The organism is Vibrio sonorensis, assembly GCF_001854765.1.
Lineage (GTDB): Bacteria > Pseudomonadota > Gammaproteobacteria > Enterobacterales > Vibrionaceae > Vibrio > Vibrio sonorensis.
Genome location: NZ_LJJE01000036.1, coordinates 257798 through 282956, shown reverse-complemented (window position 1 = coordinate 282956; position 25159 = coordinate 257798). Strand labels below are relative to the sequence as shown.

At 41.7% G+C, this 25159-nt stretch carries 25 protein-coding genes and 1 pseudogene; 15 read left to right on the top strand and 11 right to left on the bottom strand.

Translation table 11 applies throughout. From position 1 onward, the window contains the following. The first annotated feature begins 6 nt into the window (after nucleotides 1–6). Entirely contained in the window at nucleotides 7–2871 is a 2865-nt protein-coding gene (gcvP, locus tag BLO31_RS08010) for an aminomethyl-transferring glycine dehydrogenase (protein WP_070964259.1), read from the top strand. A gap of 91 nt (nucleotides 2872–2962) precedes the next feature. Here gcvP and BLO31_RS08005 read toward each other — a convergent pair whose 3' ends face one another. The 3 genes from BLO31_RS08005 to BLO31_RS07995 form a co-directional block, all read right to left on the bottom strand. Beyond that, a complete protein-coding gene (locus tag BLO31_RS08005) occupies nucleotides 2963–4555 on the bottom strand; it encodes a hypothetical protein (protein WP_070964256.1) in 1593 nt (530 codons plus the stop codon). Further along, complete coding sequence (locus BLO31_RS08000; RefSeq protein ID WP_070964254.1) at nucleotides 4534–5298, bottom strand: hypothetical protein; 765 nt, start codon at nucleotides 5296–5298, stop codon at nucleotides 4534–4536. Before BLO31_RS08000 ends, BLO31_RS08005 begins: the two co-directional genes overlap by 22 nt. A gap of 151 nt (nucleotides 5299–5449) precedes the next feature. After that, on the bottom strand, nucleotides 5450–6385 hold the full coding sequence (locus BLO31_RS07995; RefSeq protein WP_070964251.1) for an EAL domain-containing protein: 936 nt from the start codon (nucleotides 6383–6385) through the stop codon (nucleotides 5450–5452). Nucleotides 6386–6623: 238 nt separating this feature from the next. Here BLO31_RS07995 and BLO31_RS07990 point away from each other — a divergent pair, with 238 nt between their 5' ends. Continuing rightward, the gene (locus tag BLO31_RS07990; protein WP_070964249.1) at nucleotides 6624–7571 is read left to right on the top strand and encodes a helix-turn-helix transcriptional regulator; all 948 of its coding nucleotides are present in this window, start codon (nucleotides 6624–6626) and stop codon (nucleotides 7569–7571) included. 40 nt (nucleotides 7572–7611) lie between these two features. Then, nucleotides 7612–7959 (top strand): hypothetical protein, encoded by a 348-nt coding sequence (locus BLO31_RS07985; protein ID WP_070964246.1) that lies wholly within the window; start codon nucleotides 7612–7614, stop codon nucleotides 7957–7959. Nucleotides 7960–8468: 509 nt separating this feature from the next. Here BLO31_RS07985 and thrS read toward each other — a convergent pair. Next, complete coding sequence (gene thrS, locus BLO31_RS07980) at nucleotides 8469–9674, bottom strand: threonine--tRNA ligase (RefSeq protein ID WP_070964244.1); 1206 nt, start codon at nucleotides 9672–9674, stop codon at nucleotides 8469–8471. Nucleotides 9675–10100: 426 nt separating this feature from the next. Here thrS and BLO31_RS07975 point away from each other — a divergent pair, with 426 nt between their 5' ends. Next, nucleotides 10101–10964, top strand: a complete 864-nt coding sequence (locus BLO31_RS07975; protein WP_070964241.1) for an AraC family transcriptional regulator — start codon at nucleotides 10101–10103, stop codon at nucleotides 10962–10964. Between the two features lie 29 nt (nucleotides 10965–10993). Here BLO31_RS07975 and BLO31_RS07970 read toward each other — a convergent pair whose 3' ends face one another. From BLO31_RS07970 to BLO31_RS07960, 3 genes are all read right to left on the bottom strand, one after another. Continuing rightward, nucleotides 10994–11665 (bottom strand): helix-turn-helix domain-containing protein, encoded by a 672-nt coding sequence (locus tag BLO31_RS07970; RefSeq protein ID WP_070964239.1) that lies wholly within the window; start codon nucleotides 11663–11665, stop codon nucleotides 10994–10996. 85 nt (nucleotides 11666–11750) lie between these two features. Continuing rightward, the gene (locus tag BLO31_RS07965) at nucleotides 11751–12212 is read right to left on the bottom strand and encodes a carboxymuconolactone decarboxylase family protein (protein WP_070964237.1); all 462 of its coding nucleotides are present in this window, start codon (nucleotides 12210–12212) and stop codon (nucleotides 11751–11753) included. 267 nt (nucleotides 12213–12479) lie between these two features. Then, nucleotides 12480–13553 carry a beta/alpha barrel domain-containing protein gene (locus BLO31_RS07960; RefSeq protein ID WP_070964234.1) on the bottom strand — a complete coding sequence of 358 codons (1074 nt, stop codon included), beginning with the start codon at nucleotides 13551–13553 and terminating at the stop codon, nucleotides 12480–12482. Between the two features lie 547 nt (nucleotides 13554–14100). Between BLO31_RS07960 and BLO31_RS07955 the strand changes: the two genes are divergently transcribed. Together BLO31_RS07955 and BLO31_RS07950 are read left to right on the top strand one after the other, a co-directional pair. Then, entirely contained in the window at nucleotides 14101–15972 is a 1872-nt protein-coding gene (locus BLO31_RS07955; RefSeq protein WP_070964232.1) for a methyl-accepting chemotaxis protein, read from the top strand. A gap of 157 nt (nucleotides 15973–16129) precedes the next feature. Continuing rightward, nucleotides 16130–16561 carry a hypothetical protein gene (locus tag BLO31_RS07950; RefSeq protein ID WP_070964229.1) on the top strand — a complete coding sequence of 144 codons (432 nt, stop codon included), beginning with the start codon at nucleotides 16130–16132 and terminating at the stop codon, nucleotides 16559–16561. A 9-nt stretch (nucleotides 16562–16570) separates the two neighbouring features. Here BLO31_RS07950 and BLO31_RS07945 read toward each other — a convergent pair whose 3' ends face one another. Further along, nucleotides 16571–16933, bottom strand: a complete 363-nt coding sequence (locus BLO31_RS07945) for an HMA2 domain-containing protein (protein ID WP_070964227.1) — start codon at nucleotides 16931–16933, stop codon at nucleotides 16571–16573. Between the two features lie 142 nt (nucleotides 16934–17075). Between BLO31_RS07945 and BLO31_RS07940 the strand changes: the two genes are divergently transcribed. The 7 genes from BLO31_RS07940 (at nucleotide 17076) to BLO31_RS24340 (ending at nucleotide 20832) form a co-directional block, all read left to right on the top strand. Beyond that, entirely contained in the window at nucleotides 17076–17408 is a 333-nt protein-coding gene (locus BLO31_RS07940; RefSeq protein WP_084659652.1) for an HMA2 domain-containing protein, read from the top strand. Further along, nucleotides 17405–17803, top strand: a complete 399-nt coding sequence (locus BLO31_RS24360; RefSeq protein ID WP_245688431.1) for a hypothetical protein — start codon at nucleotides 17405–17407, stop codon at nucleotides 17801–17803. The genes BLO31_RS07940 and BLO31_RS24360 overlap by 4 nt, the downstream gene beginning before the upstream one ends. Then, nucleotides 17800–18156, top strand: a complete 357-nt coding sequence (locus BLO31_RS24355; protein WP_245688430.1) for a hypothetical protein — start codon at nucleotides 17800–17802, stop codon at nucleotides 18154–18156. Before BLO31_RS24360 ends, BLO31_RS24355 begins: the two co-directional genes overlap by 4 nt. Nucleotides 18157–18161: 5 nt before the next feature. Further along, entirely contained in the window at nucleotides 18162–18470 is a 309-nt protein-coding gene (locus BLO31_RS07930) for a magnetosome protein MamC family protein (RefSeq protein WP_070964224.1), read from the top strand. Between the two features lie 117 nt (nucleotides 18471–18587). Beyond that, nucleotides 18588–18776, top strand: coding sequence for a hypothetical protein (locus BLO31_RS24350; protein WP_245688429.1), 189 nt, complete (start codon nucleotides 18588–18590; stop codon nucleotides 18774–18776). Further along, entirely contained in the window at nucleotides 18773–19774 is a 1002-nt protein-coding gene (locus tag BLO31_RS24345; protein WP_245688428.1) for a P-type ATPase actuator domain-containing protein, read from the top strand. The genes BLO31_RS24350 and BLO31_RS24345 overlap by 4 nt, the downstream gene beginning before the upstream one ends. Then, complete coding sequence (locus BLO31_RS24340; protein WP_245688427.1) at nucleotides 19756–20832, top strand: heavy metal translocating P-type ATPase; 1077 nt, start codon at nucleotides 19756–19758, stop codon at nucleotides 20830–20832. The genes BLO31_RS24345 and BLO31_RS24340 overlap by 19 nt, the downstream gene beginning before the upstream one ends. 55 nt (nucleotides 20833–20887) lie before the next feature. Here BLO31_RS24340 and def read toward each other — a convergent pair whose 3' ends face one another. Together def and BLO31_RS07910 are read right to left on the bottom strand one after the other, a co-directional pair. Further along, on the bottom strand, nucleotides 20888–21394 hold the full coding sequence (def, locus tag BLO31_RS07915) for a peptide deformylase (RefSeq protein WP_070964222.1): 507 nt from the start codon (nucleotides 21392–21394) through the stop codon (nucleotides 20888–20890). Nucleotides 21395–21489: 95 nt separating this feature from the next. After that, nucleotides 21490–22236: a metallophosphoesterase family protein gene (locus BLO31_RS07910; protein ID WP_070964219.1), complete on the bottom strand. Its 747-nt coding sequence runs from the start codon at nucleotides 22234–22236 to the stop codon at nucleotides 21490–21492. Nucleotides 22237–22706: 470 nt separating this feature from the next. Here BLO31_RS07910 and BLO31_RS07905 point away from each other — a divergent pair. Together BLO31_RS07905 and BLO31_RS07900 are read left to right on the top strand one after the other, a co-directional pair. Continuing rightward, nucleotides 22707–24205, top strand: a pseudogene (locus BLO31_RS07905) (PTS transporter subunit EIIC). Nucleotides 24206–24338: 133 nt separating this feature from the next. Further along, a complete protein-coding gene (locus tag BLO31_RS07900) occupies nucleotides 24339–24677 on the top strand; it encodes a hypothetical protein (protein ID WP_070964217.1) in 339 nt (112 codons plus the stop codon). A 65-nt stretch (nucleotides 24678–24742) separates the two neighbouring features. Here BLO31_RS07900 and BLO31_RS24835 read toward each other — a convergent pair whose 3' ends face one another. Continuing rightward, the gene (locus BLO31_RS24835) at nucleotides 24743–25069 is read right to left on the bottom strand and encodes a tetratricopeptide repeat protein (protein ID WP_281182228.1); all 327 of its coding nucleotides are present in this window, start codon (nucleotides 25067–25069) and stop codon (nucleotides 24743–24745) included. Between the last annotated feature and the right edge of the window lie 90 nt (nucleotides 25070–25159).

The following is a 25159-nucleotide window of genomic DNA, read 5'->3' as shown; positions in this document are numbered from 1 at the left end:
AGGAAAATGACTGAATTACTTCAAAGCCTCAGCACACAAAACGAGTTCGTTGCTCGCCACAACGGACCTAACAAAGCTGATCAGCAAAAAATGCTCAACGATATCAAGGCGGCTAGCCTAGATACACTGATCGACGAAACCGTTCCAGCACAAATTCGCCTTGAAAAGCCACTAACACTGGCAGAAGCAAAGAGCGAAGCGGATATGCTGGAAGCGATGAAAGTATTTGCCAATCAGAACCAAATCAAGCGCACATTTATCGGTCAAGGTTATTACAACACCTTCACACCCAACGTAATTCTGCGCAACGTTCTTGAGAATCCGGGCTGGTACACGGCTTACACACCTTACCAACCAGAGATATCACAAGGCCGCTTGGAAGCACTGCTAAACTTCCAGCAAATGGTTATGGACCTAACGGGAATGGACATCGCCAACGCGTCTCTGTTGGATGAAGCAACAGCGGCTGCAGAAGCGATGACCCTTTGTAAACGTGCAGGAAAAAGCAAAAGCAAAGTATTCTTTGTCGCTGATGACGTTCATCCACAAACATTGGCAGTGGTCGAGACACGTGCTCAATACATCGGCTTTGAAGTTGTTGTCGGCGCACTCGAATCCCTACCAGAGCAAGACGTATTTGGCGCACTTGTTCAGTACCCGGGTACCACTGGCGAAGTTCGTGACTTGACGGACGTAATCGCAAAAGCGCAAGCCAACAAAACGTTAGTAACGGTAGCGACCGATCTACTGGCTTCTGCTCTGCTAAAACCCGCTGGTGAGATGGGTGCTGACGTTGTAATTGGTAGTGCACAGCGATTTGGTGTTCCGATGGGTTACGGCGGTCCACACGCAGCATTTATGGCGACACGTGACAAACACAAACGCACCATGCCGGGCCGTGTTATCGGTGTTTCCATTGACAGTAATGGCAATCAAGCGCTTCGCATGGCAATGCAGACCCGTGAGCAACACATCCGCCGCGAAAAAGCGACATCAAATATCTGTACTGCACAAGCTCTGCTTGCCAATATGGCTTCATTCTATGCCGTATTCCACGGCAGTGAGGGTTTGCGCACTATTGCTCGTCGTACGCACCATATGACAGCGATTTTAGCAGCTGGTCTAACTAAATCGGGTTTTGAACTGGCTCATAACAGCTTCTTCGATACGATTACCATCAACACCGCAGATCAAACTGAAGCGCTATACCAAAAAGCGCAACAAGCCGATATGAACCTGCGTAAGCTAGATGGTAAATTGGGTATCAGCTTTGACGAAACCACAACCACAAGCGATATCGAAGCCCTATTCTCTGTGTTCGGTATTTCGCAAGATGCGCAGGTACTGTCTGCTGAAATCGCGACTAATGAATACGCTGCAATCCCTGAAAACTGCCGTCGTACCAGTGAATATCTCACGCACCCTGTGTTTAACACTCACCATAGTGAAACCCAGATGATGCGTTACCTAAAACAGCTGGAGAACAAAGACTTTTCATTGACCCACGGAATGATCCCGCTGGGCAGTTGCACAATGAAGCTAAACGCTGCTGCTGAGATGATCCCGGTTACATGGCCTGAATTTGGTTCAATCCATCCATTCGCTCCAATAGAGCAAGCGGCAGGTTACGCAGAATTAGCAAAAGATCTGAAAGAAAAGCTATGCGAAATCACCGGCTATGATGCTTTCTCACTACAACCAAACTCAGGAGCTTCTGGTGAATACGCAGGCTTGATAGCCATTCAGCGCTACCATGAAAGCCGTGGTGAAGGTCATCGCAACGTTTGTCTAATCCCAAATTCAGCACACGGTACTAACCCTGCTACTGCTTCTATGGTTTCAATGAAAGTTGTCGTAGTGAAGTGTGACGATGATGGCAACATCGACGTTGCAGACTTAGCAGCGAAGATCGAAAAACATCGCGATAACCTATCGAGCATTATGATCACTTACCCTTCAACACACGGCGTGTACGAAGAGCAGGTGAAAGAAGTTTGTGAAATGGTTCATGAAGCTGGCGGTCAAGTATACCTTGATGGAGCTAACATGAATGCGCAAGTAGGTTTAACATCACCCGGTCTTATCGGATCAGACGTTTCGCACCTTAACTTGCATAAAACCTTCTGTATACCTCATGGCGGTGGTGGCCCAGGTATGGGCCCTATCGGTGTTAAATCGCACCTGGCACCATTCCTTCCAGGTCACGTAGAAAATGGTGTGGAAGGTAACGATTATGCGGTTGCTGCAGCGGATCTTGGTAGTGCCTCTATCCTTCCGATCTCTTGGGCATACATTGCCATGATGGGAGAAGCTGGCCTTACAGAAGCAACCAAAGTAGCGATCCTTAACGCTAACTACGTCATGGAACGTCTACGCCCCCACTACCCAGTTCTTTACCGTGGCACCAATGGCCGCGTGGCTCACGAATGTATTATCGACATTCGTCCGCTAAAAGAAGAAACTGGAATTAGTGAAGAAGATATCGCCAAGCGCCTAATGGACTATGGTTTCCACGCTCCAACTATGTCGTTCCCTGTAGCGGGTACGCTTATGGTAGAACCAACTGAGTCGGAAGATCTAGAAGAGCTAGACCGTTTCTGCGACGCGATGATCGCAATTCGCGAGGAAATGAACAAAGTGAAAAATGGCGAGTGGCCGCTGGAGAACAACCCTCTAGTCAACGCTCCTCATACTCAAGTTGATCTATCCAATGACCAGTGGGATCGTCCATACTCGCGCGAAATCGCTTGTTTCCCATCTACGGCGACCAAAAGCTGGAAATACTGGCCAACGGTTAATCGCGTAGATAACGTATACGGCGACCGTAACCTAATCTGTTCTTGTCCGAGTATTGATAACTACGAAGATTAAGCTTGGTGTATTGAGAGCAACCCTTTCATTGGGTTGTTTTTACTGATAATAAAAGCGAACCTTAACGGTTCGCTTTTTGTTTAAAGAAGGTTTAACTTCCAGATTTAAAGCTGCTTTTTTGCCAAGCTTTTAAAAATTCCAGGGCACTGTTATCTGTTGACATGTAACGGATTGCTTCAACGCCATTTCCTTTTATATTGAGTAACATATTTGGTCTCTCTTGAATCTTCTGCGAAACCAGAACCCCAAGCTCTAACTTTTGTGTCCCTTCTAACCAAACGTGTTTATCACTGTCAGGCTGATTAATAACTATAGATTTGTGCTCATCTTTATTGGAGATTATATGCCAACGAGCAACTATTTTTTTCTGACTGTCTCGTTCTATGATTACTCTGCCATTGTTTTTAAATGTCAGTTTTGCCCAATCTGGAGCGGCTACTTTACTTGAGATTGGCGCTTTGTCATAAACATATATCCATGTACCTTGTCTAGTGAGTACTATTGGCTCCAAAATTTCTGGCACGTTAATGATATTTTCTTTATACAGTACAAAAGCATCTTCGTCTCTTGGTGGATTCACCAACAACATTCTTCCATTTTGAAAAATCTGGTAGGTTTTGTTATCGAGCGTAATTTTAGCAAATGGTCCTTTAAATCTACCTTTATAGTCGGCTGATTTTGTCGCTTCATACTCTACTTTTACTACTACTCCATTTTTCTTAAACGTTGCCTTTGTACCGTTTTTGTCAAAGTAAATCGATTCTTTGCGCTTTGCTAGGACTACGTTTGTCATTGGCATTTTGGTGAACTGTTTTTCAATCATCCAATGCTTTAAAGTATTGACTTTGGACTTGCCATCATCCGCTTGTGTTGTAGGGTGTGTTTGAGCATAGTATTGAGACGACCCTATCAAGTTTCTCATGACACTAGGGTCAAAGGTAACTAATAGAGGAGTCGTGTTCTGGTATGGCTTTTCAACGTCCTTTGCGACGAAAACCCTATCATCGGCAATATCTATGCTTAACGTGATTTGCTTTTTACCAGATATCGCGGTAGAAAGATTGGTGATCGAAAGCACGCCCTGACTCCACTCCCACTTCCCGTTGATAACACCTTTCCCTCGATCCCGCGTAATAGAAACCGTTTTGTTAGCCCGAAAATGTATTTTTAGCATCTCCGGAGAATAAGCATCACTTCCATACAAACCATCTTCTCGAATAAGATAGGCCGTCTTATTTATAAAATATTTTTCTTCGATTGACCCAGACTTTACACCCTTTCTTTTCCACAAGAATATGTCGCCAAACGTTTCTGTAACCGAAACAATCAAATTTTTGCTGCTGTAAACCATACGATGATTAGTAAAGAACGGAAAGTTATGATGCAAATCTCCAGACTTAGAACGACGAATAACAAAAGTGTTGCCAAAGACTTCGTAATTCCTTTTAAGCTCGCCAGTTTTTGTTTCGAACGTTATCTCTTTTTTGCTAGAATTAAAGTTAACATTGGTCCAATGTCCCAGGTATGGGCTCGTGTGAGTAGAAGAAACTGATATATCGCCCCTTTCATTGGTAAGTCGCTTTAACGCATCTTCGATATTTCTAGAAATGTTACGATGTTTGACCTTGCCATCAGTACCTATATATAGTTTTGCTCCACTTATTATCCCGTACTTATTTTGCAACTCTTGTGCTTTGTTTTTATAAGCTTTGAGTTTGGAAAATATACCTTAGATTTTGAACCCGTATCTACAAGTTTCTCTTGATAATCATCGGTAATAGAACGTGCCATTGCAGCAACAATCTGAGCTGTTGCCCCCATAGCTCTGCTAGAAGCATAGTCAGACTTAATCACATTACTTGGTAAGTCTAGGTTTGCGGCAACTTCGTCAATCGTTGTTTTGTTAACCACGGCCAAAGTGGTGAACGGATTTATGATTTTTTCCCCGGCAGGTGCCGCCATAGTGTAAGAATGGCGAACAACATTGATATCATCGCCGTCTTTGCTTGTACCCTCAATGACCTTTGCTATTAGACCAAACTGACGATCTGATGGAGCTATCTCAATCAAACCGACATTATCGGTAAAACCAGCTAAATATTCACCATCATCACATTCCAAACTACGGTTTCTATCCACACAGACAGAAGCATTTTGAAGATAACCATCAATTACTTGCACGTAGTGCTTTTCTATTTTAGGGATATCTGGCGGATTTCCTGGACTATCACCATCAGATCCGCCGTTACAAGCGGATATTAAAATCCCTGAAATAAATAATACAAAATTTCTATTGTGATAGATATATTTCATTATTTTGTCCTGTGCTTTAACCAAATCAGACAAAATAATAAAACGTCCAAAATAAATAAAAACAAAGACGATTATTTTCTTTGTAATAAATAACACTTTTAAAATAAAAAACAAAAATTACCACAAAAAATGCATTTATTACCAGTAAAAAACAAAATAAAAAATTAGAATTTAAAAAACACTCTATTCCCATCTATTGAACACAAATTAATAAAATAAACGATTAATAATTGCATGTTAATAGATTTATTAAAATCATTTTATTTTAAGGCACTTTTTCACTGCACAAACCGTTTAAAGAACATGGTTTCCCAATATAGAATCCCTGTAGGTGTGTAACACATAAGTTTCTACGCGTCCAAGTCAATTTAGTTAAATCTGAAATCCCTTCCGCAACAATACTTAGTTTGTTATATTGGCAAATAGCGAGCACCCATTGTACATAGTAGCGATAGTTTTCATTATGCATACAACGCTCAACACATTTTGTATCCAGCTTAACTTGAGAATAAGGGTAGAGCGTTAGCTCCTCAAAAGTCGCATGCATATCGCCGAAATCATCCAACGAAATAGAGAAACCAAGTTCAAATAGACGTTGCAGGTTACGTTTCTTGATGATTGATCGAACCCTCTGCCTTTCAGTAACCTCTAGAGTAATACCGACAGGATTATAATTAAGTGTCTTGAGTAATAATTCTACACGTGTAGCGAAATCTTCTTCATCTAATGATTGATTTTCAATATTAATAGAAAATCTAATGTTATCTAGATTTTGCTCAAGAATAAATTGGATGAGTTTTTTCAGTAGGGACAAAGTATAGTTGGATATTACTCCATTATCTAACATGATACTAATCGCTTTTGTTATCTCAATAATTTCCCCATTAGATTCAAAAGCTCTTCCTAAAACCTCATAGCCTGATATTTCTAAAGTTTCGCTAGAAACTATAGGCATTGCAACCATTTTAAAATAAAAATCAAGTTCACGAAAAGAAACATGCTCGGTTTTACATTTTGATCTTTTTTCATTTAAACACCTACTAATAGAATTTCCTAATAACATATCTAACTCAAACTGGGTAACTATGTCATCACTCGATTCTTTTATTTTATCAATATGATTTTCAAAATAATTTTTAGAAGCCGTCATTAGCTTAATTTTTGTTTTGCATCTGGTTTCTAAGTAGTTGAAATAAATCATTTGTTACCTACTTTTATTCAATTAATACTTTTACAAACAAACAAACAAACAAACAAGCTAATGATAATTATTACCGACTAAATCTAATGGTAAATATTTCACTTTCACTGGTATAATTGGAAAATTAAAATGAAAATTTTTGCAGTCTCTCGTTCCATAAAAATATATTTGACAACGATTTTGATACAAGAATATTATTATATATAAAACAGACCGTGAAAATCAGCCCAAGATAATAATGAAAAAATGTATTGAGACGACAAATTTGCTCAGTGAACCTCAAAAAGTCGTTACTTCCTCCACTGGATTAGAGCTAAATAAATATTCACCATATAGAGAAGTTACACTATGTGGAAATATCGAGATAATAGCAGATGAAGTTGAGTTCAATGATACTCAAATAGAACTTGATTTCGAGTCAGGTTTTAGCATTGTAATTATTCTTGAATCTAGATTTGACATTGAAATCAATGGAAAAAAATTACAAAATATCGACGATAATACTTTATTGGTTTTTCACCGAGGTTCTGACAAATATGGTTCAGTTAAGTTTAAAAACAATAAAAAAGTAAAATTCGTTAGCATAAAATTCAATAACGAAGCCATTGACATGTCTTTGCTTAATGAGTCTATTTTAGAGTTTGGGGATTACATTTCTGGCATTGATTTCACACTTAGTAAGTCACCACTAGATATAAATCTATATCGGATGGGAAAAAACATTTATGACTGCCAAAGTAGTGAGAAACAAAATTCTGCTCCAAAATTACTACACGACCTAAAGTTAACAACAAAATCACTTGAAATATTCCACTATACATTATCAAAAATAATTGGAAATAAAAGCAACGATATTGACTCAAAGTTAAACAACAAGATAATTTCAGCTATTAAATTTATACACGAAGATTTAACAAAGGACTGGACATACAAGTCTATATCCCAACGAGTAGCGATATCAGAGTCTGAGTTTAGAAAAAAATTCAGATCGATGACGTGTACAACGCTAGGTAAATACATAGAAATTGTTCGACTAGAAAAAGCTGGGGTACTACTTTCAAAAGGACACAACATCACTTCTGTATCTTATGAAGTGGGATTTAGCGACCCTAGTTACTTTACCAAAAGGTTTAAGCACCATTACAAGTGCACACCAAAAGAATTCAAACAAAACAACAACTTATAAAAGACAGACAAGCATAGTAATCGCCAATGAGGAATTTATTATGTTTCGACTTACTGTTACAACCACTATTTTTTTGTTCTTATTGCTCTTTATTTGGCGCGATTATGACATGGAAGACAGCATCTACTATGGATCCTATCAAGCATCAAAAAAAAGAAGTATTTCTGTATCTTTTAATAAATTGGTAACTTTTAAAACAGATTTGTCCTCTAGTAAAAAGAATTACTACATAAAGAATGGAAAAATATATATAGTAATGAAAAATAGTGAAAAAGAGCATAGAAAAGAACTAGAGCTGATTATTGTCAACAAAGGGCAAAAACTTATCTGTACCTCTTGCGCCAAATTTGGGCTTTCCCAAATCTGGTATAAAACACCAAAAAGCTAACAAAATACCCTATACTTCTTACTGAAAATTTCTCCTTGTCAGGATATTTAATTTCTAAAATAGTAACTATTTATTACTTTCCCACAACTGGGCTATTTGACCATTGATTTACAATGGTCAAATAATAATATTTCGCATTTTTTCGAGGTATTACTAGACCATAAAAGATAAACAAGACAAATACTATGATGCGCAAACTATATATTAGAAATGAAACATCCACCATTGGAAAAAACTCAATCTTTAAATATCCTTTGTAAGTAGTCGGTTTGTATTTATTATAAATAAGCAATAACTTCTTAGTATTTCTTCATCGACTAAAAAATCATAAACAGACACAATCATTCGCCGAATTTCGTTTATTTAAGTTGGGCAGCTTGTCAAACCTGCCCTTGTATTCTTCTAGATATTACCAATAAAACTGTTGCTTACACTCTCATTTCAACATTACGCCAGTGGTAGCTGAATATTTGGCTCAGAGGTTGAAACGTTTCAATAAACTATAAACACTATTTTTGTTTTTCTGTTGCTATAAATTTTGATAATACATATTCCACCAGCTCTTCGATGGGAATTTGCTCCACTTGACCACCTTTGCGATTTTTAATTGAAACCGTGCTGTTTGACGTTTCCGCATCACCAATAGTAACCACAAATGGGATCTTCATCTTGTGAAAGCGTTTCATTTTTCTGCCCACCGAACTTTGTGATATGTCGGTGTTTACCGGGATACCATTGTCTAACAGCATTGTACCAACGCGTTTGGCGCAGTCCGTATTGGATTCGTTGACAGATGCAATCGCCACGGGAAGTGGGTGCACCCACAAAGGTAAATCACCTTGTGATACCTCTAGCAAGATTCCAATCCAACGCTCGATTGAACCATACATCGCCTGATGCATGATAACTGGCGTATCGAAATCTCCATGTTGATTGACGTATTGAACATCGAATCTTTTTGAGAGATTGAAATCAAACTGAATGGTTCCACATTGCCAACTTCTTCCCATTGAATCCCTTAGCGAAAGTTCTATTTTCGGCCCGTAGAATGCGCCTTCTCCTTGTTGTATCTCAACCTCTAGCCCTTCGTTTCGACAAGCGGAGAATAGAACTTCTTGCGCACGTTCCCATTCACTATCATCGCCTAAAGCTTTATCGGGTTTCGTAGAAACCTTTACTTCAATTTGCTCATAGCCATAATCGCCATACACCTTATTGGCACGTTGAAGAAACTGTCGAACTTCACTTTCTGCTTGATTCCAGCGACAGAACACATGTGCATCGTCTTGGGTAAACTGCCTCGCTCGTAAACAACCATTTAGCGAACCAGACGACTCGTTGCGGTGAACTAAACCAAACTCAAACAACTTTATTGGTAAGTCTCGGTGGCTATGGACACCACGCTTATACAGCATAATGTGTGCAGGGCATGACATGGGTTTAAGAACGTATCCTTCGCGTTCATCTTTACCTCCTCCAAAAAACATGTTGTCGGCAAACATATCCATGTGACCAGATTTTTCCCAAAGCTCTTGCTTCATAAACACGGGGGTATTCACTTCTTGGAAGCCGTTTTTCAGATAAACCCGCCTCATGTGGTTTTTAATGTTCTCGAACAGACGCCATCCATTAGGGTGCCAAAACACCATACCCGGCGCTTGTACTTCTGAGTGGAACAAATCGAGTTGTTCTGCAATATCACGATGCGTTTTCATATTTCTACTCCAGTTTGTTCTGAGTGAAATACAAAGCCTAGATACAAAAAAACCTCTGGCGATGACTCACTCAGAGGCTTTCTAACAACGCAAAAAACTACCCCCTGAGTCTCCTCATGGTGGTAGTGGTGGTTTTTGCATTTAGGTAAATTTGTTTCATAAGTTATATGAGTATCACCTTTAAGTTAGCGATACAAGTTTAAATATCTACCCAAACAATTATCATGTGTCTAACTCCTGCTGGTTGGAAAGTATCTGGCTACTTTGTCAATTGGAAGAAAATGGCAAGTGTAATTAGACTCAATCAAATTACGTTTAATCGTGCTAAGCGGGTGTCTAATCTACCTAAATCCCGCAATTTCAATCAGGATTATCCTTTTCCCCGTGGTATTATCTCTGCAATTTCTTAATTGGGAACGAAAGACAATGAACGTGATGAAACGTCATGAACGACAAATAAAGAAAGTGTGTGATTTTATCGACAGAAACTTAGATGAGGAATTTTCACTTGAGCAACTTAGCCAAGTTGCAGCAAGCTCGAAGTTCCACTTTCACCGCGTCTTTAAATCGTTTATGGGAATAAGCGTCATGCAGTATGTTCTAATGGCTAGATTGAAACGCGCTTCTTTTCGATTGGCGTTTGAGTCGCAGTTCACTATTACCGATATTGCTTTTGAAGCGCGTTTTGAAAGTTTAGAGGCATTTTCTAGAGCTTTTTCTCGGATATTTGCACAATCTCCTTCCCAATTTAGAAATCAACCTGAGTGGCGTTCTTGGCACTCCAAATACGAATATCATCCACCGACACTAGGAGACAGCGCAATGGATATTCAAATTATTGATTTCACGCAAAGAGAAGTCGCATTAATTGAACATAAAGGTAGCCCAAAACTGATTTTTGAAACAACAGCTAAGTTTATCGATTGGAGGAAAGCGACTGGCTTATCTCCCATAAAAACCAGTGAAACATTTGGTATCCCTCACACTGATCCAAATGACACATCTGACGAAAATTACCGGTTTGATATATGTGGTTCTCACAATGGTGAGGTTCCTGAAAACACATATGGGGTCAAATCGAGCACGATTCCCAGTGGTCGTTGCGCCCTTGCCATTCACAAAGGTAGCCATGACACTATCGTTGACACTGTCTTCTACTTGTATCGAAAGTGGCTACCAGAAAGCAGAGAAGAGTTAAGAGACTTCCCTTGCTTTTTCCGTTACTTGAACTTTATTCATCAAGTCGACGAATGCGACCTACTTACTGAGGTATATCTACCGATAAAATAGTTCACAGCGCGCCCTGCTTATCGAACGGTTCACACCTGTTTTGGGGTAAGGCGCGCTATCGTACGAAACTCTCTTGTCATATGCGCTTGGTCACTAAAGCCAAACGTATGAGCGACCTCCGCTAAATTGGCGCCGCGATGCTGACGCAGATAACCAACCGCCTTTTTTATCCGAAGAATTCGCTGATAGTGTTTTGGTGTCATTCCCAACCAATGTTTGAAATGACGTTCAATATGACGTTGGCTCACCTTAGTTTTTTCACTAAGCTTGCTAATTACATCCCCTTGTCTTATCGAATCTAAGGCGCATTCCATATCATCGGGTATCACATCCACTATATCGAACTGTTCTCTCGCCCATTCCAAAAGAGCATCTACCCTTTCTGAGTTGTCCTTAAGGCTTAGTAATTTTGAATTGATGCGATAAAAATCATAAGGTTGAATCTGGTTTTCTTGCAATATGGTCGGCTTTTCATAGTGTTTTCCAAGTAATCCAAACCCTATTGCCGGATGAAAGCGAATACCGGCAATTTGCGAATTTGGAGCAAGTGCAATGGTTTCCGCTTTTGTTTGCGCGGGCAGCACAATAACGCCTTCTGGTATGGTCTCACCACCAATAGTAAGTTGACCAGAAAGGTTAAAAACAACGCCACTACCCGCATCGGCATAAAGTGATTTGACAAGGGGGCCAGTTTGCAACATTGACGCTGACCATATCCCCTGAACCAAGGCCGAAAGTGACCCACTTGGCTTAACGAGTTTTAAGCTAAAAGGCTCTAATGATTGATTATCTAGGTTTATAACTTCCTACCTCTGGCTTAAATGTTTTCGCTATGCGATTCCAACTGTTGATGGCGTTAATAGCAATCGTTAAGTCAACCACTCCTTTTTCACCAAGGGATTGTACTACTGCTTGATAGTAAAGGTCATCAATCGGTTTACCCCTAGTTAAGTGTTCAGCCCAGTCCAATGCTACCCTCTCTGGCTCTGAGTAAAAAGGCATATCACGCCAAGCACTTACACCAATAATTCTTTGAGTTTTTTCTCCTTTTTCAAGTAGGTCGCTGCTATGCATATCAATACAAAAGGCGCATTGGTTAATCTGCGATACTCTCAGTTTCACCAGTTCCCACACCATGGTGTTCACCGTGTCCGAAACTTCAAACTGTTTGGCAAGATAGCTTTCCTGACTCATTAAGATGTTAATGGCATCTGGGGCGATTTCGAAATAATTTGTGCGTAACGTCATACGTGTCTCCTCATCTAGTTCGGAGATAAAGATAACGAATGACTCAAATCGAGTATTGAATATTTTCGACATCTACCCACTCTAGATCATCGGAACGCCATTTGAACCTCTAAAAAATAACCCTTTGAAGGGTTCAAACACGATGGGTTTCGACCTTTGTTTGTGAAAAACGTTTTTGCGTAGCGAAGCGGGGTAAATCAAGAAGTGAAGTAAGGAAAGAAACAACTTAGGGCCCCATATAGGCCCTAAGCTATCGTTAGTTACGTTTTATTTGTACTGATGGAATTTTTGCGCTAAGTACGGATCCCACATTGCAGCCGTCGCACTCATTACAAGATCTGCTCCCATATCAAGTCTGCGGTGTAAGTCTTCGGCAGTCATCATGCCTCCGACTGAACAGATAACAAATTCGTCTTTCCATTTAGTACGCAGGTCAATTAGGTTCTGGGTCACCTCTTCCGCTAAATTACCGATGGCGAAACCACAAGTACCGCTAGAAAGACGTCCCTCACCAGGAAGGGCGGCAACACCTTCTGCAGTAATGACTTGTCGCGGAATGGTGTTAATTGCAGCAAACCCATCAACATACGGTCGGTTTGCTTCTATAACTTTTTCTAGCTGCTCTGCTGGCATCCAGCCGAGTTTGATAAGCAGTGGTGTATCTCCAATAGACTCACGAATTTTCTTCGATACTAGAGCAGAGTTTTCTGGGTCTGAGAATAAAGCGCCTTCTTTACTACCACCTAAATTTGGACAAGAGTAGTTTACTTCAATGATCTTAGCGCCGGCTTCTTTGGCCATCGCCGAAACATAACCATAATCTTCAACTAAGTTACGCTCCTCCAGACCGGGGGTACCGTTGACAGACACAACCATTAGTTGGCCCTCTCCCATTTTACGGTTTCCCTCTTCTATATCTTTCATCCAAACCGATGGTTTTGGCGACGGAACACCAAACGAGTTAGTAATGGTAATGTGCTCATCTAATGCCGGACGCAGACCTGGATGGATCTCGGTATTAATTTCACTGTTGTTAAACTGTTTGTCAGTATCTAAGAAAACGCAGTTAGGCGCAGGGTGAGTCGCTCGCTCTACACTTCGAACGGTTTTGTATACCGGCAAATCAAACCCTAGCTGCGCATAAACATCACACCAATGACTGTTCAGTAGCGGCCCTGCGGGTACACCAAGACGGGAATTTACCTCAAAATCGAAAATTTTATGAGTCTCTTTAATCGCTGGTCGCGTCGGTAATTCGCCATCAAAAAAAGGACCATTTTCGTAGTTATCCTCATAAGTTTTGAGAATGTCATAGAGTTCGAACTGCTTTGGAGTAGTCATTAAAAAATTCCCTTACAAAATGTACCAATATATAAACTGCGGAGATTCTAACGTTTAAAACCGAGGTTGAACACTGTTGTTATTGATTATTAAGTACTTACGACCTGGCTTTACCGTACGTAAAACCCAATATTACTACTGTTTAAATCAGCATGAAATCTATGCTCAATGGTCTAAACGCTAGGTTTTCGTTAGCGAGTTTCCATGAAGTAGATTCTCTAACTCCAAGGATTCCAGTCTATTGAACTCTGCTTTGTCTAGATTCAACATGATTTGGGTCATAACTTTGGTGTGATTACCCAATAAGTAATCATTTAAAGGCGTTTCTTCGTAGCGCTTCCTTGTCACTTTACCCAAAAACTTTGAATCAAAGTTATAGTTCCTAAAACTCTAATCACCTAACTTGCACTTTGTTTTCGACTAAAAACCGTAACTATCAAAATTTCACTCAAGTTAAATTTGAGAAGCCAAATTTCGCACTCTAGATTTTAGATACAACAGATAGCTTATTACCAACAGTGAGTATTTAATTAAGGGGGATAGTCACTTGAGTTTAAAATGGTTACTTGTCGTTATATTTAGCTCTTTACTGAGCTTAGTAATACTCATACTTTCTGGTTTTAGTTATTTTAGTTTCAAAGATTATAACTATCAGCAAGCTGTCGAACACCGTAGTGAACAAGGATACATTCTTTCCAAACAGATCGAAGAATATATTGCAAATGTCGCTTATCATTTAGATGTCATCGGTTCGCTCACTAAATTCGACAATTCTGGTAAGCTGGTCGATTCTGGCGATATGGTTCCTCTACTGAACGAGTTATACAACAACGTCAGCTCAACTTCGACTTACATTGCGCAAGCCAATGCCGATATGCTGCTTAACAACGGTAAAATGTTTTATGGTGCCAATGACAAAGGAGAGTGGTTTCTTGGCCCTAAATCGGGAAAAAAACTAACCATCACCGATGTTTACCAAGACAAAATTACCGGTAAGCATGTGTTTTCAATCACCAAACCAATTGTGGAAAATGGCAAGTTTCTCGGCTTAGTTGGTATCGACGTTGACCCACATGTATTTAAAGATTTTGTTGAAATCGTCGTTCCAGACCAACAGGTTTACCTCGTAAATACCAACCATAACGACATTGTATTTTCTCAAAAAGATCAATTGATAGGTAAAAACTTTTACCAAACTTACCCGGAGTACAAAAATTTCGAAAGTAAAACGCTTGAATATATTAACAGTGAAGGTAACGATATAGTTTCAACCAAAAGTGCGATACCAAACTTCCATATATACACTTATGAATATATCGAAAATATACTTTTACCTAGTAAAAACATGTTATTTAAATCATTAATTACTGCTTCAGTTTTTTTGGTTTTTTGCATCGCATTTATCTATTTTATATCTCTTAAGTTGGTTTATAAACCTATTGGTGGGGAACCAAAGAAAATCAGTGACTTATTAGAACAGGTCGCAAATCGCAATCTCAAATTTGCACTAGAGACTACAGGCAGAGAAACCGGTATCTACTCAAACACTATTTCGATGCGAGATAACCTAAGAGACATCATAGAAAGTATTGATCAAGGATCCAATCAAGTTAACGACAACTCAAATCAACTAGCAAAGCTCGTTGCCAAGACAAAAGAAAGTTCATATGCCCAAGTATCACAAATGGATTTAACCGCCACCGCGGTCAATCAAATGGTCTCTACTGCCAATGAAATATCGAGAAATGCAGAACAAGCCTCTAGCTCTGCTCAAGAAGCTTATGAGCACGCTGTACAAGGTGCTGAGGTTACGCTAAATACAGCCAATGCAATCAACCAGGTAGGCGATGATATTGACGTCGTTTCTCAAGCGATAGATAAATTGAGAGTTGAAACTGATAATGTTGGCAATGTACTTGATGTTATCTGTGATATCGCAGACCAAACCAATCTTCTGGCGCTAAACGCCGCTATAGAAGCCGCAAGAGCGGGTGAGCAAGGACGTGGCTTCGCCGTTGTTGCTGAGGAGGTGCGTACACTTGCAAGTAGAACGCAGGTGAGTATTACCGATATTAGTAGCACGATCACAACCCTTCAAAAAGTGGCCAAAGAGTCAGTGGACTCAATGGCAGCGAGCAAAGATAAAGTCACTGATGCCATTGATATGTCTTCGAGTGCGAAAACCTCATTGGACGTTATTTTAAGCTCTGTTAGAAGTATACTAGATATGAATGCGCAAATTGCCACTGCAGCAGAAGAGCAAAGTCTGGTATCGAACGAGATCAATCAGTCGGTCCAAGAAGTTCGAGATCTCGCTCAAATCAATAGCCAAAATGCCGAGCAAAGTGACGAGTCCACACAACGACTTTTCGGCGTTACAGACCGCTTACTCAACATCACTAAGCAATTTAAGTACTAATATCGTTTAATCACTCGGCCTTTGTAGTCATTACCTTGACTGCAAAGGTTTAAAACGAGTTTGTTTCGCTTTCACGATTCAATACCCTCATATGTAAATGAGATTCGTTTTCTTTATCATCTTTGCTACAATCTTGTCGTCGTGACAGGAAGCAAAAATGAAAGCAAAAAAAGCCATAAAAAAGCTGATTAAAAAGCAGAAGAAGGCTGTACTAAGCCCCTCTTTAAAAAAGCTCAAAAGTTTGAAAAATTCTGATTCTGCGCACTTAAATAAAAGGCAAGGGAGCAGCACACCTATCTCTGATGAGATTAAACAGGTAGCGGAACAAGCACTACTGAGTGCTGGTAGAGAATTGGCGACGCCATTGAATCCGATATTATCGTGGTTTAATGAAGGAGGGTTTGCCGCTAACTATGATCTTTATACACAACCAGCAACAGGTGATAAGACTCAGCAAACGAGTAGTGTAAAACCCAAGATAAAATCAGTGGTAAATTTGCCATTGAAGTCACCACCTTGCAAGCGCTGTCCAGCGCTCAACAGTGGCTTGTGCAAATGCGCAGTCAAAAAGTTTGGAATGACAGCCTAATTAGAGTCATTACGCAAGATTCATTAATACCCGACTAACCGAAGGACCAACAAGACGGCTAAGTGCCACACCTGTCAAACCTTTCACTAGAGTCTTCGTCCCAGAAACCATCGCTTTCTCGATAAAAAGTGGCTTTTCACTACTTTTAGTCCAACCGTGGCTTTCAACAATTTCTAGAACAGAGTCGCAATCGAGTTCTTTTTGATCAAAGCAAATGGCCACTGAACCCGCGTGTTTGCGATAAGTAATTTTGTGAATAGCGTCTATTTCGTCGAGTTGTTCGATCAACTCTAGAACATCCTGAGGATTCGACTTAATAAAGTCAGATCTTACTCTAAGTCTCTGATTTGTCTTGTGAATGTAAGTGTTCATAACAATGCCAATCTAAATAAGAACTATTCATATTTGCAACAGTAGCATTTAAATTGATTGAGCGCAAAAACAAGTCGATTAACCTTCACATAACTGTCAAATTGTCACATTTGTTAACAAAGCTAATTTATACTTCAAAGCTATGAAACAACATGTAGACAAGGCTTTATCTCTGCGCAAATGGGTGCAGGTTGGCCACCATATACCCGGCCGAGTACGGCTGAAATACACCTTGGGAATTGTTGCCCATCTTGCTCGCTTTCGAAGTAATGATATCGAGCAAACTCTCGCATCTATTCCTGCTTTTAAACACTACAAACTAAACCCTGCCACCGGCAGCGTATTGATCGAGTATGACGAAAAAACCATTTCACCTGCTTGGATTGATGCATTGTTTTCGGGCAGTGAATCCGAGGCTGAACAAGCTTGTTACGCAATAGCTGAGCGATTGAACCTTACTGGAGAAAGTTCATGAGTGACAACCTCAACAACAATCCATATGAGGCCTATTTCCGATCCATGATGGAAATGCAGCAAGAAATGATGAAGTCATACCTTGCGGCAAACCAAGCATGTGAAGCGAACGGCTTACCACCTATGTGGCCACCTCATGTGAACCCTGCATTCGGTTACCCTCCAATGCCGGGACATTTTCATCACCCCATGCATCACGGTATGGGATTCCCTGGAGCTATGCCTCCACCACCGCAATGGGGGCCACCTCCTCATGCGCATCAAACACCCCCTCCACCTCCACAGCCGGAAACCACAGCTTCAGACCCATTGTTTGAACAAGCGCAAGCAATGCTTGAAGGCGCCTTGGGAGAGGAAGCGAGTACGTTTAACGAAATATTAGGAAGTTTGGTATGAGTGATAAAGAATTTTGGAAAGGCGCAGTAGTTGGTGCCGCTGCCGCTATGTTGTTAAGCAATGAAAATGTCCGAAGCAAACTGATGGGTATGGTCTCAGGCGCCGGTGACATGCTTAAGACGGGTACTGGCTCGGTCAAAGATGCAGCGGTGAACACGGCGAGTAATGTCAAAGAGAACGTTGCCACGGGTAGCGAGATTTTTAAAGACACGGTTTCTGCTGGGAAACAAGGTTTTCAAGAATCGGTAGAGAAGCACCGCGCGGAACCTGTTGTAAAACCTTTGGCAGAAAATGACGCGGAACCGGAAAGTGCACCAGAAGCCCCATCCGAACCTGTCATTAAAGAGCAGTAGACATTATGAGCAACTCGACCAATAAGCTCAGTGCTGCAAATCGCGCCATGCTGGTTGGCGCCATTGCAGGGGGCAGTGCCACCATCGCCTCACAAATGGTCAAAAAAAACGAAGGCGAGATAGATACCAACCAACTGGTATCTGAAACTGCGAAAAATGCAGTTAAAACTGCAGCGGTTGCAGGCGCAACGACTTATGTTGCAGAGAAAATGGCAGGGCGACCAGTTCTCTCTATGCTGACCATTCTCAGTGTCGGTGCTGCTGGGCTTTATCTTATGGATCAACTAACGGACAAGAACGATGAACAACAATAATCCATATCAAGCTATCCGTACTACGGATACCCAAACAACAATCAAAATCCCCAAGGTGAACAGACTGCGAACGCCGAGCAACCATACCAAAAGCAAAATGGTAAAACGCATTTCTATATGGGCCTAGCGGCAGGCGCTGCTGTCGCGTACCTCCTAACCAACAAGAAGTTTAAACAGGGCGTTGCTGCAACGGGTGAAAAAGCATGGTCAGCGGTTCGCGGCGAAGTTGAAGAGCTAAAAGAACGCTTGGAAGATACGCAAGCAGAACTCGAATACTATCGCAACTTGCATAAAGGCGACGAATGATTCAACCGACAGTAAGGCACCATTTTCCCGGTCGGATTCGTTTTCGTGTTCCCGAATTAAAACAGCATCAAGATATTGCTGAATGGATCAAAGACAGCTTAATTGCCATCCAAGGCATTCGAACTGTTAGGGTCAACGAAGCCGCTCAATCTATTGCGATTGAATACGACACCGATCTGTTAAAGCCGAGTATCGTTGAATCTAGAATTCAACAATTAGACTTGGCTGCTGCCGAAACTTCAGAAGCCGAGCACGAGTTCACTCGCGGTGACATCGCCATGAACGTTATTGGTACCTTAGCCGCGGCCATGCTACCCGCTAAATGGGGGGCTCTAAGTACTGCTGTTCTTATCGCACCAACACTGTATGAAGGTGTTGAGCAAGTGAAAGATAAAAAGGTGACAGTTGAAGTACTCGATGCCATCGCTGTCGGTTTGTCCGCATGGCGTGGAGATTATCGCACCGCTATGATGACTCAAAGTTTGATAAGCCTCGGCGAGTACATGGAGCAGAAAACCAGTCGCAACAGTGACAAATTGCTGTCTGATTTGATGCAGCCTCAAGTGTCTACTGTTTGGAAAGTAGTTGGCAGTGACCGAGTACAAGTATCATCTTCGCAACTGATCGAAGGCGATGTTATCGAGCTCGGCCCCGGAGTCGCCATTCCCGTAGATGGAACGGTCGTCACTGGTACCGCGCTTATCAACCAATCTTCACTGACCGGTGAAAATGTACCAGTTAGACGAGAACAAGACGCGGTGGTCTACTCAGGAACTACGGTTCACGATGGCACCATTCAAGTAAGGGTGGACAAGGTAGGTAGTGAAGCCACTACCGCTCAAATCGCCAAGCTGATTTATGAATCCCTCAGCGAAAAAAGTGAAATCCAGCAAGTCACTCAGGATATGGCGAACCGAAGGGTAAAAATCACACTTGGAATTGGTGCAGCCGTATTTGCGGTCACACAAGATATCAACGCGTGGCCTCTGTCTTCTTAGTTGACTACTCTTGTGCGCTCAAGTTAAGTACGCCTGTCACTTTTAAATCCATTATGTATCGAGCGGCTCAACAGGGCATTCTCTTTAAAGGCGGCAGTGCCATTGAAAAGCTGGTCGACATCGATACTTGTGTTTTTGACAAAACCGGGACCTTGACTCATGGCGATATGGAAGTGACCGATGTTATTCCGCTCTGTTCTAGCAATACCGCAAGAGATTTATTAGCGATTGCCGCTTCAGTAGAAGAACACAGCAATCACCCTCTTTCTCAAGCGGTTGTCAATGCGGCTAAAAACAACGAGCTTCCACATATTGAGCACGGGGAGGTAGAGTACGTTATCGCACACGGTCTTCGCAGCACGCTCAATGAACACACTTTGGTTATGGGTAGCCGACACTTCTTAGAAGCACATGAAAGCGTTGACTTTTCTCTCCATGAAGAGCTAATCAAACAGTTCGAAGCTAAGGGTCGTCACCTGATCTATATTAGTCATTCGCAAAAGTTGATAGGTATGATTGGGCTGAGAGATCACCTGAGAGAAGAAGCGAAAGCCACTCTCGAAAAATTGAGAACTCTCGGCATTAATGAGTTAGTCATGATCACTGGTGACAGCCATTACAAAGCGCAAATCCTCGCTGACGACCTCAAGTTGGATCAAGTATTTTCTGAAGCTCGACCATCGGATAAATCGACCATCGTAGAGTCCCTTCAACAGCAAGGGAAAAAAGTGATGTTTGTTGGCGATGGCGTCAATGATGCTCCCGCTCTCGGTTCCGCCGATGTTGGTGTAGCAATGAGTAAAGGCACAGAGCTGGCGCGACAAGTCGCTGACGTAGTGTTGCTAAGAGACTCATTACAAGGTATCGCCGATTCAAGAGAACTGGCAAATATCGCCATGAAGGTCATCCGCAGTAACATTAAAGCTGCCGAATACATCAACAGTGGTATTATGCTAGCCGCAGCGCTGGGCTACTTAAGCCCAACAATGAGTGCGCTACTCCACAATGGTACGACATTATCGATACTCGCTCGCTCTGCTGCATTGCGAAACGGATAAGTAATAGGGTCTCAACCGAGACCCTATTGTTATTTAACCGCTAAGTGGATGAGCCTTAACGGTTTTTTGCCTTTTCAAATTTTTTGACTTTTTTCATCGCCATTTTTCTCTTCAAAGGAGAAAGGTAATCAATAAAAAGATTACCGTCTAAGTGGTCAATTTCATGCTGCATAACGATAGCGAGAAACTCATCACTCTCGATTTCAATAGGAGTGCCTTCTCGGTCTAACGCTGATACCGTTACCTTGCTGTATCGCTCAACCTCTGCGTAATAATCAGGGACAGACAAACAACCCTCTTGGCCCATCGCTTTATCACTGCCCTTTTCAACTTTTGGATTAATCAACACCAGTGGCTCATCTCGATTGTCTGACAAATCGATAATCACTATCGCTTCATTTCTGCCGACCTGAGTCGCAGCTAATCCTATGCCATTATCGGTGTTGTAAAGTGTGTCCAACATATCGTCGATCAACGTTTGAACGCCAGTAACATCGGTAACGGGTTGTGCCTTTTGTTTAAGCCTTGGGTCTGGAATTGTAAGTACTTCTAATACTGCCATCTATTACTCTTACGATTAATTTTCACCGCGGTACGCGGTTTTATTGATTTGTCACTACTGCACGTTTTAGCGCCAGTATTTTATTTCACCGAGAATCACATTTTTCTACCAGTGGCCAAAAAATGTGCCCAGTCATGTCTGTCGCGTTTTAACGCCTCGTTAACCGCGCTCTTCACATCATAAGCCACTCGGTGAAAGCTCACTTGCCACTGGTCATTATCTTGTTCTAACAATGCATAGGAAGCGTCGGGTGTGCAGTTCTCCATCGAGTGCAGGTGCGGTTCGTCATCCGTGTAAGCTTGTAGTCCAACGCTACCGGGATTAATCACTCTTTGTCCTTGGCTTAGATTGACGCACCTTGGTATATGGGTGTGCCCACAAAGTACGACTTGTGTATCTACGTTGCCCAACAATTCTCGAATACTCTCTTCCGCTCTTACATAAGGACGCCCACTTGTTGTCTCTTCAAGCAAGTAAACAAGATCATCACTTGGCGTACCGTGACAGGCGTAGATTGACTTAGAAATTTGTACATCAAATGGCAAGGATTTCATCCACTCCAACGGGGCTTCACCAAGGTCCCTCAAAATAAATTGCATCGTTGGGTTGGAATCAATCTCTTCCGCCGTGGCATCAAAAATCTGTCTGTCTTGGTTGCCGCATATGGTAACAATATCGAGATCTAATAGTTCCTCATAAGTTGCTCTTGGAGCAATCGGACCATAAAAGATGTCACCCAAATTAATAAATTTTGTCACGCCTCGGCGTTTCGCGTCCTTTATTACTGCTTTCAATGCAAAGACATTACTGTGAATATCCGATAATACTGCGTATTTTTGCATTTTTTATATCCTTAATTTACCTTAATTGCTTAATATTTCGACAACGCTAGGAAAAATTAACACATTCAAATCACATCAACTTATGTTAATGTAAGGCAAATATTACTGTTTGCTTACAATTAATTACCGTATATTATCTGCTGTTATCAATGCGCCAAATCCTTGTGTGACGGGGCGCACAGTCAAAATTAGATTTTGATCAAACTATTTTTCTGCCAACGAAAAAGCTCCCTATTTTTGACGTTTTTTCGCTTTTAATTTTTGTGATCCATATTCACATAAACAGTCACAAAAATACCCGAATAATGGCTCAATGTAATCGATTACTTACACATTAATTAAATATTTACAAAGGGGATTCATTTTGTAACCTTAAAAGTACCCCCGAACCATAAACTCTCAATTGAAATCTTCGAACCCTATGGAAGAAGACGGAACATTTTAATTAACCATTTTATTGAGAGTAAAATATGAGCGTATTAAAAACTGCCATGACCAAGGCACAAGTGCTCGGTAAAGCTTTGATGCTACCGATCGCGATGCTGCCTGCTGCGGGCCTTTTACTGGCCTTTGGTTTCCAACTCCAATGGCCATTAATGCAAATGGCGGGCGAAGTTTTGTTCGCAAACCTTCACTTGCTTTTCTGTATCGGTGTTGCTGTTGGTCTTACTAAAGATTCAGGTACTGCCGCTCTAGCAGCCGTTGCTGGCTTCCTTGTTATGCACATGACTATTGGCCTAAGCGTTGGCATCACCGACGAAATGGTCGCTAACTCACATGCTTACGTTGAAGTACTCGGTATTAAATCCATGCAGATGGGCCCTCTGGGCGGTATGATCATGGGTGTACTTGGTGCTTACATGTACAACAAGTTCTACAACATCCAGTTGCCTGAGTTCCTAGGTTTCTTCGCTGGTAAGCGCTTTGTACCAATCATCACTGCATTCACTGCATTCTTCCTAGGTCTTATCGTTCCTCACTTCTGGGGCTTCGTACAGGAAGGTATCGCATCCGCTTCTACCGCTCTTAGCCAAGGTAACATGTATGTTTCTACCTTCTTCTACGGCTTCATGGAGCGTGCACTAATCCCTGTAGGTCTACACCACATCTTCTACAACCCCTACTGGTACACGTTCTTCGAGTACACTGCAGCTAACGGTGACGTAATCAATGGTGCACACACTATCTGGTTCCGCATGTTTGCTGACGGCGTACACTCTTTCGAAGGTGGCGGCTACTCTAACGCAGGTGCATTCCTTTCTGGTAACTTCGCTATCTACATGTTCGCTTTCCCAGCTGCTTGTTTGGCAATGTACCAAGAAGCGCACGACAAGAACAAGAAGATCGCTGCTGGTCTACTAGGTTCTGCTGCACTAACAGCGTTTATCACTGGTATCACTGAGCCTGTAGAATTCGCGTTCGTATTTACTGCTCCAGTACTATACGTGTTTAACGCAATCATGGCTGGTGTTTCTTACACTGTTTCTTACATGCTTGACCTACAGATGGGTAAGACCTTCTCTGCTGGTATCATTGACTACGTAGTGTTCGGTGTTCTACCTGGCTTGCAAGGTTATGAAACTAACTGGATGAACCTATTCATCTGGGGTCCAATCAACGCTGCGATTTACTACACTGTATTCCGCGTAGTTATCCGTAAGTTCAACTACCAGACAGTTGGTCGTGAAGAGAGATTGCACAAATCACTCTTAACGATGAAGACCTAGCGAAAGAGATCCTAGTTCACGTAGGTGGCCGCGGTAACCTAACGTCAATCGGTTCTTGTATCACTCGTCTACGTCTAGAAGTAAAAGATATGTCTCTAGTGAATGAAGACGCAATCAAAGCACTAGGTGCAATGGGTGTGGTTAAAGTTGGTAACACTGGTGTTCAAATCATCTTGGGGGCTAAGGCTCAGTTCATTGCAAACTTGCTTGAACAGCCATCAAGTGAATTTGCTCCAGCGTAACTATGCTGACAACGACTGAGGTTACTCCCTGACCTCACCCCCTGAAAAGGGGCTCTCTAAAGCGCGCCTTTCACCTTGGCGCGCTTTCTCGCACTTGATACGAACTGAAATAGACACACAATCGGAGGCGACTATGAACCCTGCAATTACAAATGAAAACCTACTAATGAAATGGTTTCGAGGGGATATCAAGCTATGGAAAGCGGTTTTTCTGCTACAAATTATGGGCACCTATTCACTGCTACTTGCGCTAGAGTCACTGCGCCCATTTATCGCTGAACCCGCGCTTACCACTCTTAAAATGGTTGCCTTACCTGTGTTTGCTGTCTACGCCTCAATTTGTGTTTTCCGCGCATCGCCGCACTTCAAAACAACAATTCGCGGCACTTTAGGTAAATGTTGGGCTGTTTCCTTCGCAGCGTGGTCTATTTGGATTGCTTACGCTCTTTTCAGTTTTCAACTTGTGCAATAGAGATAAGATATAGAGATTCCTCTACACAAACGCTGCCCTAGGGCAGCGTTTTTTTGTCCGTATCCTTATTGAACGTTTAGTTTTTGTCTTCTGCAATCGTAGCCGCGATACATTAGACCTTCCGCTCGTTCAAATGTTGGATAGTGCCTTAGCAAGCTGTCTAGTATCACTATCGCTTCTTCGCATCTACCCTGCTTGATCATTAGGTCACTGATATAGTAGCGACCGTGTATATGATTAGGGTTTAGAGTGAGAAAGTGAGTCATTGACTCAATAGCAGCCTCATTATCATGCGCGCCTAAATGATAAGCTTTCGATAAACTAAGCCAAGCGGTGTGGTTCCCCGGATAGACTTCGACCGCTTTCTCTAACTTGTGGATGTCCCTTGTCATAACGCCCTGAAAGTGAAGCCGATGAGACTCTGTTTTTACCACACTGTAAGCGGGAGCGATCAGAGAAACGACCAAAGCTACATAGCCCCA

Bases quoted from the DNA above. Each gene is read 5' to 3' on its own strand.
- BLO31_RS07990 (WP_070964249.1), top strand. From the start codon at position 6,624: ATGAAAAAATGTATTGAGACGACAAATTTGCTCAGTGAACCTCAAAAA.
- BLO31_RS07930 (WP_070964224.1), top strand. From the start codon at position 18,162: ATGAGCAACTCGACCAATAAGCTCAGTGCTGCAAATCGCGCCATGCTG.
- BLO31_RS24360 (WP_245688431.1), top strand. From the start codon at position 17,405: ATGAGTGACAACCTCAACAACAATCCATATGAGGCCTATTTCCGATCC.
- thrS (WP_070964244.1), bottom strand. From the start codon at position 9,674: ATGAAAACGCATCGTGATATTGCAGAACAACTCGATTTGTTCCACTCA.
- BLO31_RS07970 (WP_070964239.1), bottom strand. From the start codon at position 11,665: ATGTTGCAAACTGGCCCCCTTGTCAAATCACTTTATGCCGATGCGGGT.
- BLO31_RS07950 (WP_070964229.1), top strand. From the start codon at position 16,130: ATGAAAGCAAAAAAAGCCATAAAAAAGCTGATTAAAAAGCAGAAGAAG.
- gcvP (WP_070964259.1), top strand. From the start codon at position 7: ATGACTGAATTACTTCAAAGCCTCAGCACACAAAACGAGTTCGTTGCT.
- BLO31_RS07965 (WP_070964237.1), bottom strand. From the start codon at position 12,212: ATGACGTTACGCACAAATTATTTCGAAATCGCCCCAGATGCCATTAAC.
- BLO31_RS24835 (WP_281182228.1), bottom strand. From the start codon at position 25,069: ATGACAAGGGACATCCACAAGTTAGAGAAAGCGGTCGAAGTCTATCCG.
- BLO31_RS07940 (WP_084659652.1), top strand. From the start codon at position 17,076: ATGAAACAACATGTAGACAAGGCTTTATCTCTGCGCAAATGGGTGCAG.
- BLO31_RS07985 (WP_070964246.1), top strand. From the start codon at position 7,612: ATGTTTCGACTTACTGTTACAACCACTATTTTTTTGTTCTTATTGCTC.
- def (WP_070964222.1), bottom strand. From the start codon at position 21,394: ATGGCAGTATTAGAAGTACTTACAATTCCAGACCCAAGGCTTAAACAA.
- BLO31_RS07945 (WP_070964227.1), bottom strand. From the start codon at position 16,933: ATGAACACTTACATTCACAAGACAAATCAGAGACTTAGAGTAAGATCT.
- BLO31_RS07975 (WP_070964241.1), top strand. From the start codon at position 10,101: ATGAACGTGATGAAACGTCATGAACGACAAATAAAGAAAGTGTGTGAT.
- BLO31_RS07900 (WP_070964217.1), top strand. From the start codon at position 24,339: ATGAACCCTGCAATTACAAATGAAAACCTACTAATGAAATGGTTTCGA.
- BLO31_RS24350 (WP_245688429.1), top strand. From the start codon at position 18,588: ATGGGCCTAGCGGCAGGCGCTGCTGTCGCGTACCTCCTAACCAACAAG.
- BLO31_RS07995 (WP_070964251.1), bottom strand. From the start codon at position 6,385: ATGATTTATTTCAACTACTTAGAAACCAGATGCAAAACAAAAATTAAG.
- BLO31_RS24345 (WP_245688428.1), top strand. From the start codon at position 18,773: ATGATTCAACCGACAGTAAGGCACCATTTTCCCGGTCGGATTCGTTTT.
- BLO31_RS07960 (WP_070964234.1), bottom strand. From the start codon at position 13,553: ATGACTACTCCAAAGCAGTTCGAACTCTATGACATTCTCAAAACTTAT.
- BLO31_RS24355 (WP_245688430.1), top strand. From the start codon at position 17,800: ATGAGTGATAAAGAATTTTGGAAAGGCGCAGTAGTTGGTGCCGCTGCC.
- BLO31_RS07910 (WP_070964219.1), bottom strand. From the start codon at position 22,236: ATGCAAAAATACGCAGTATTATCGGATATTCACAGTAATGTCTTTGCA.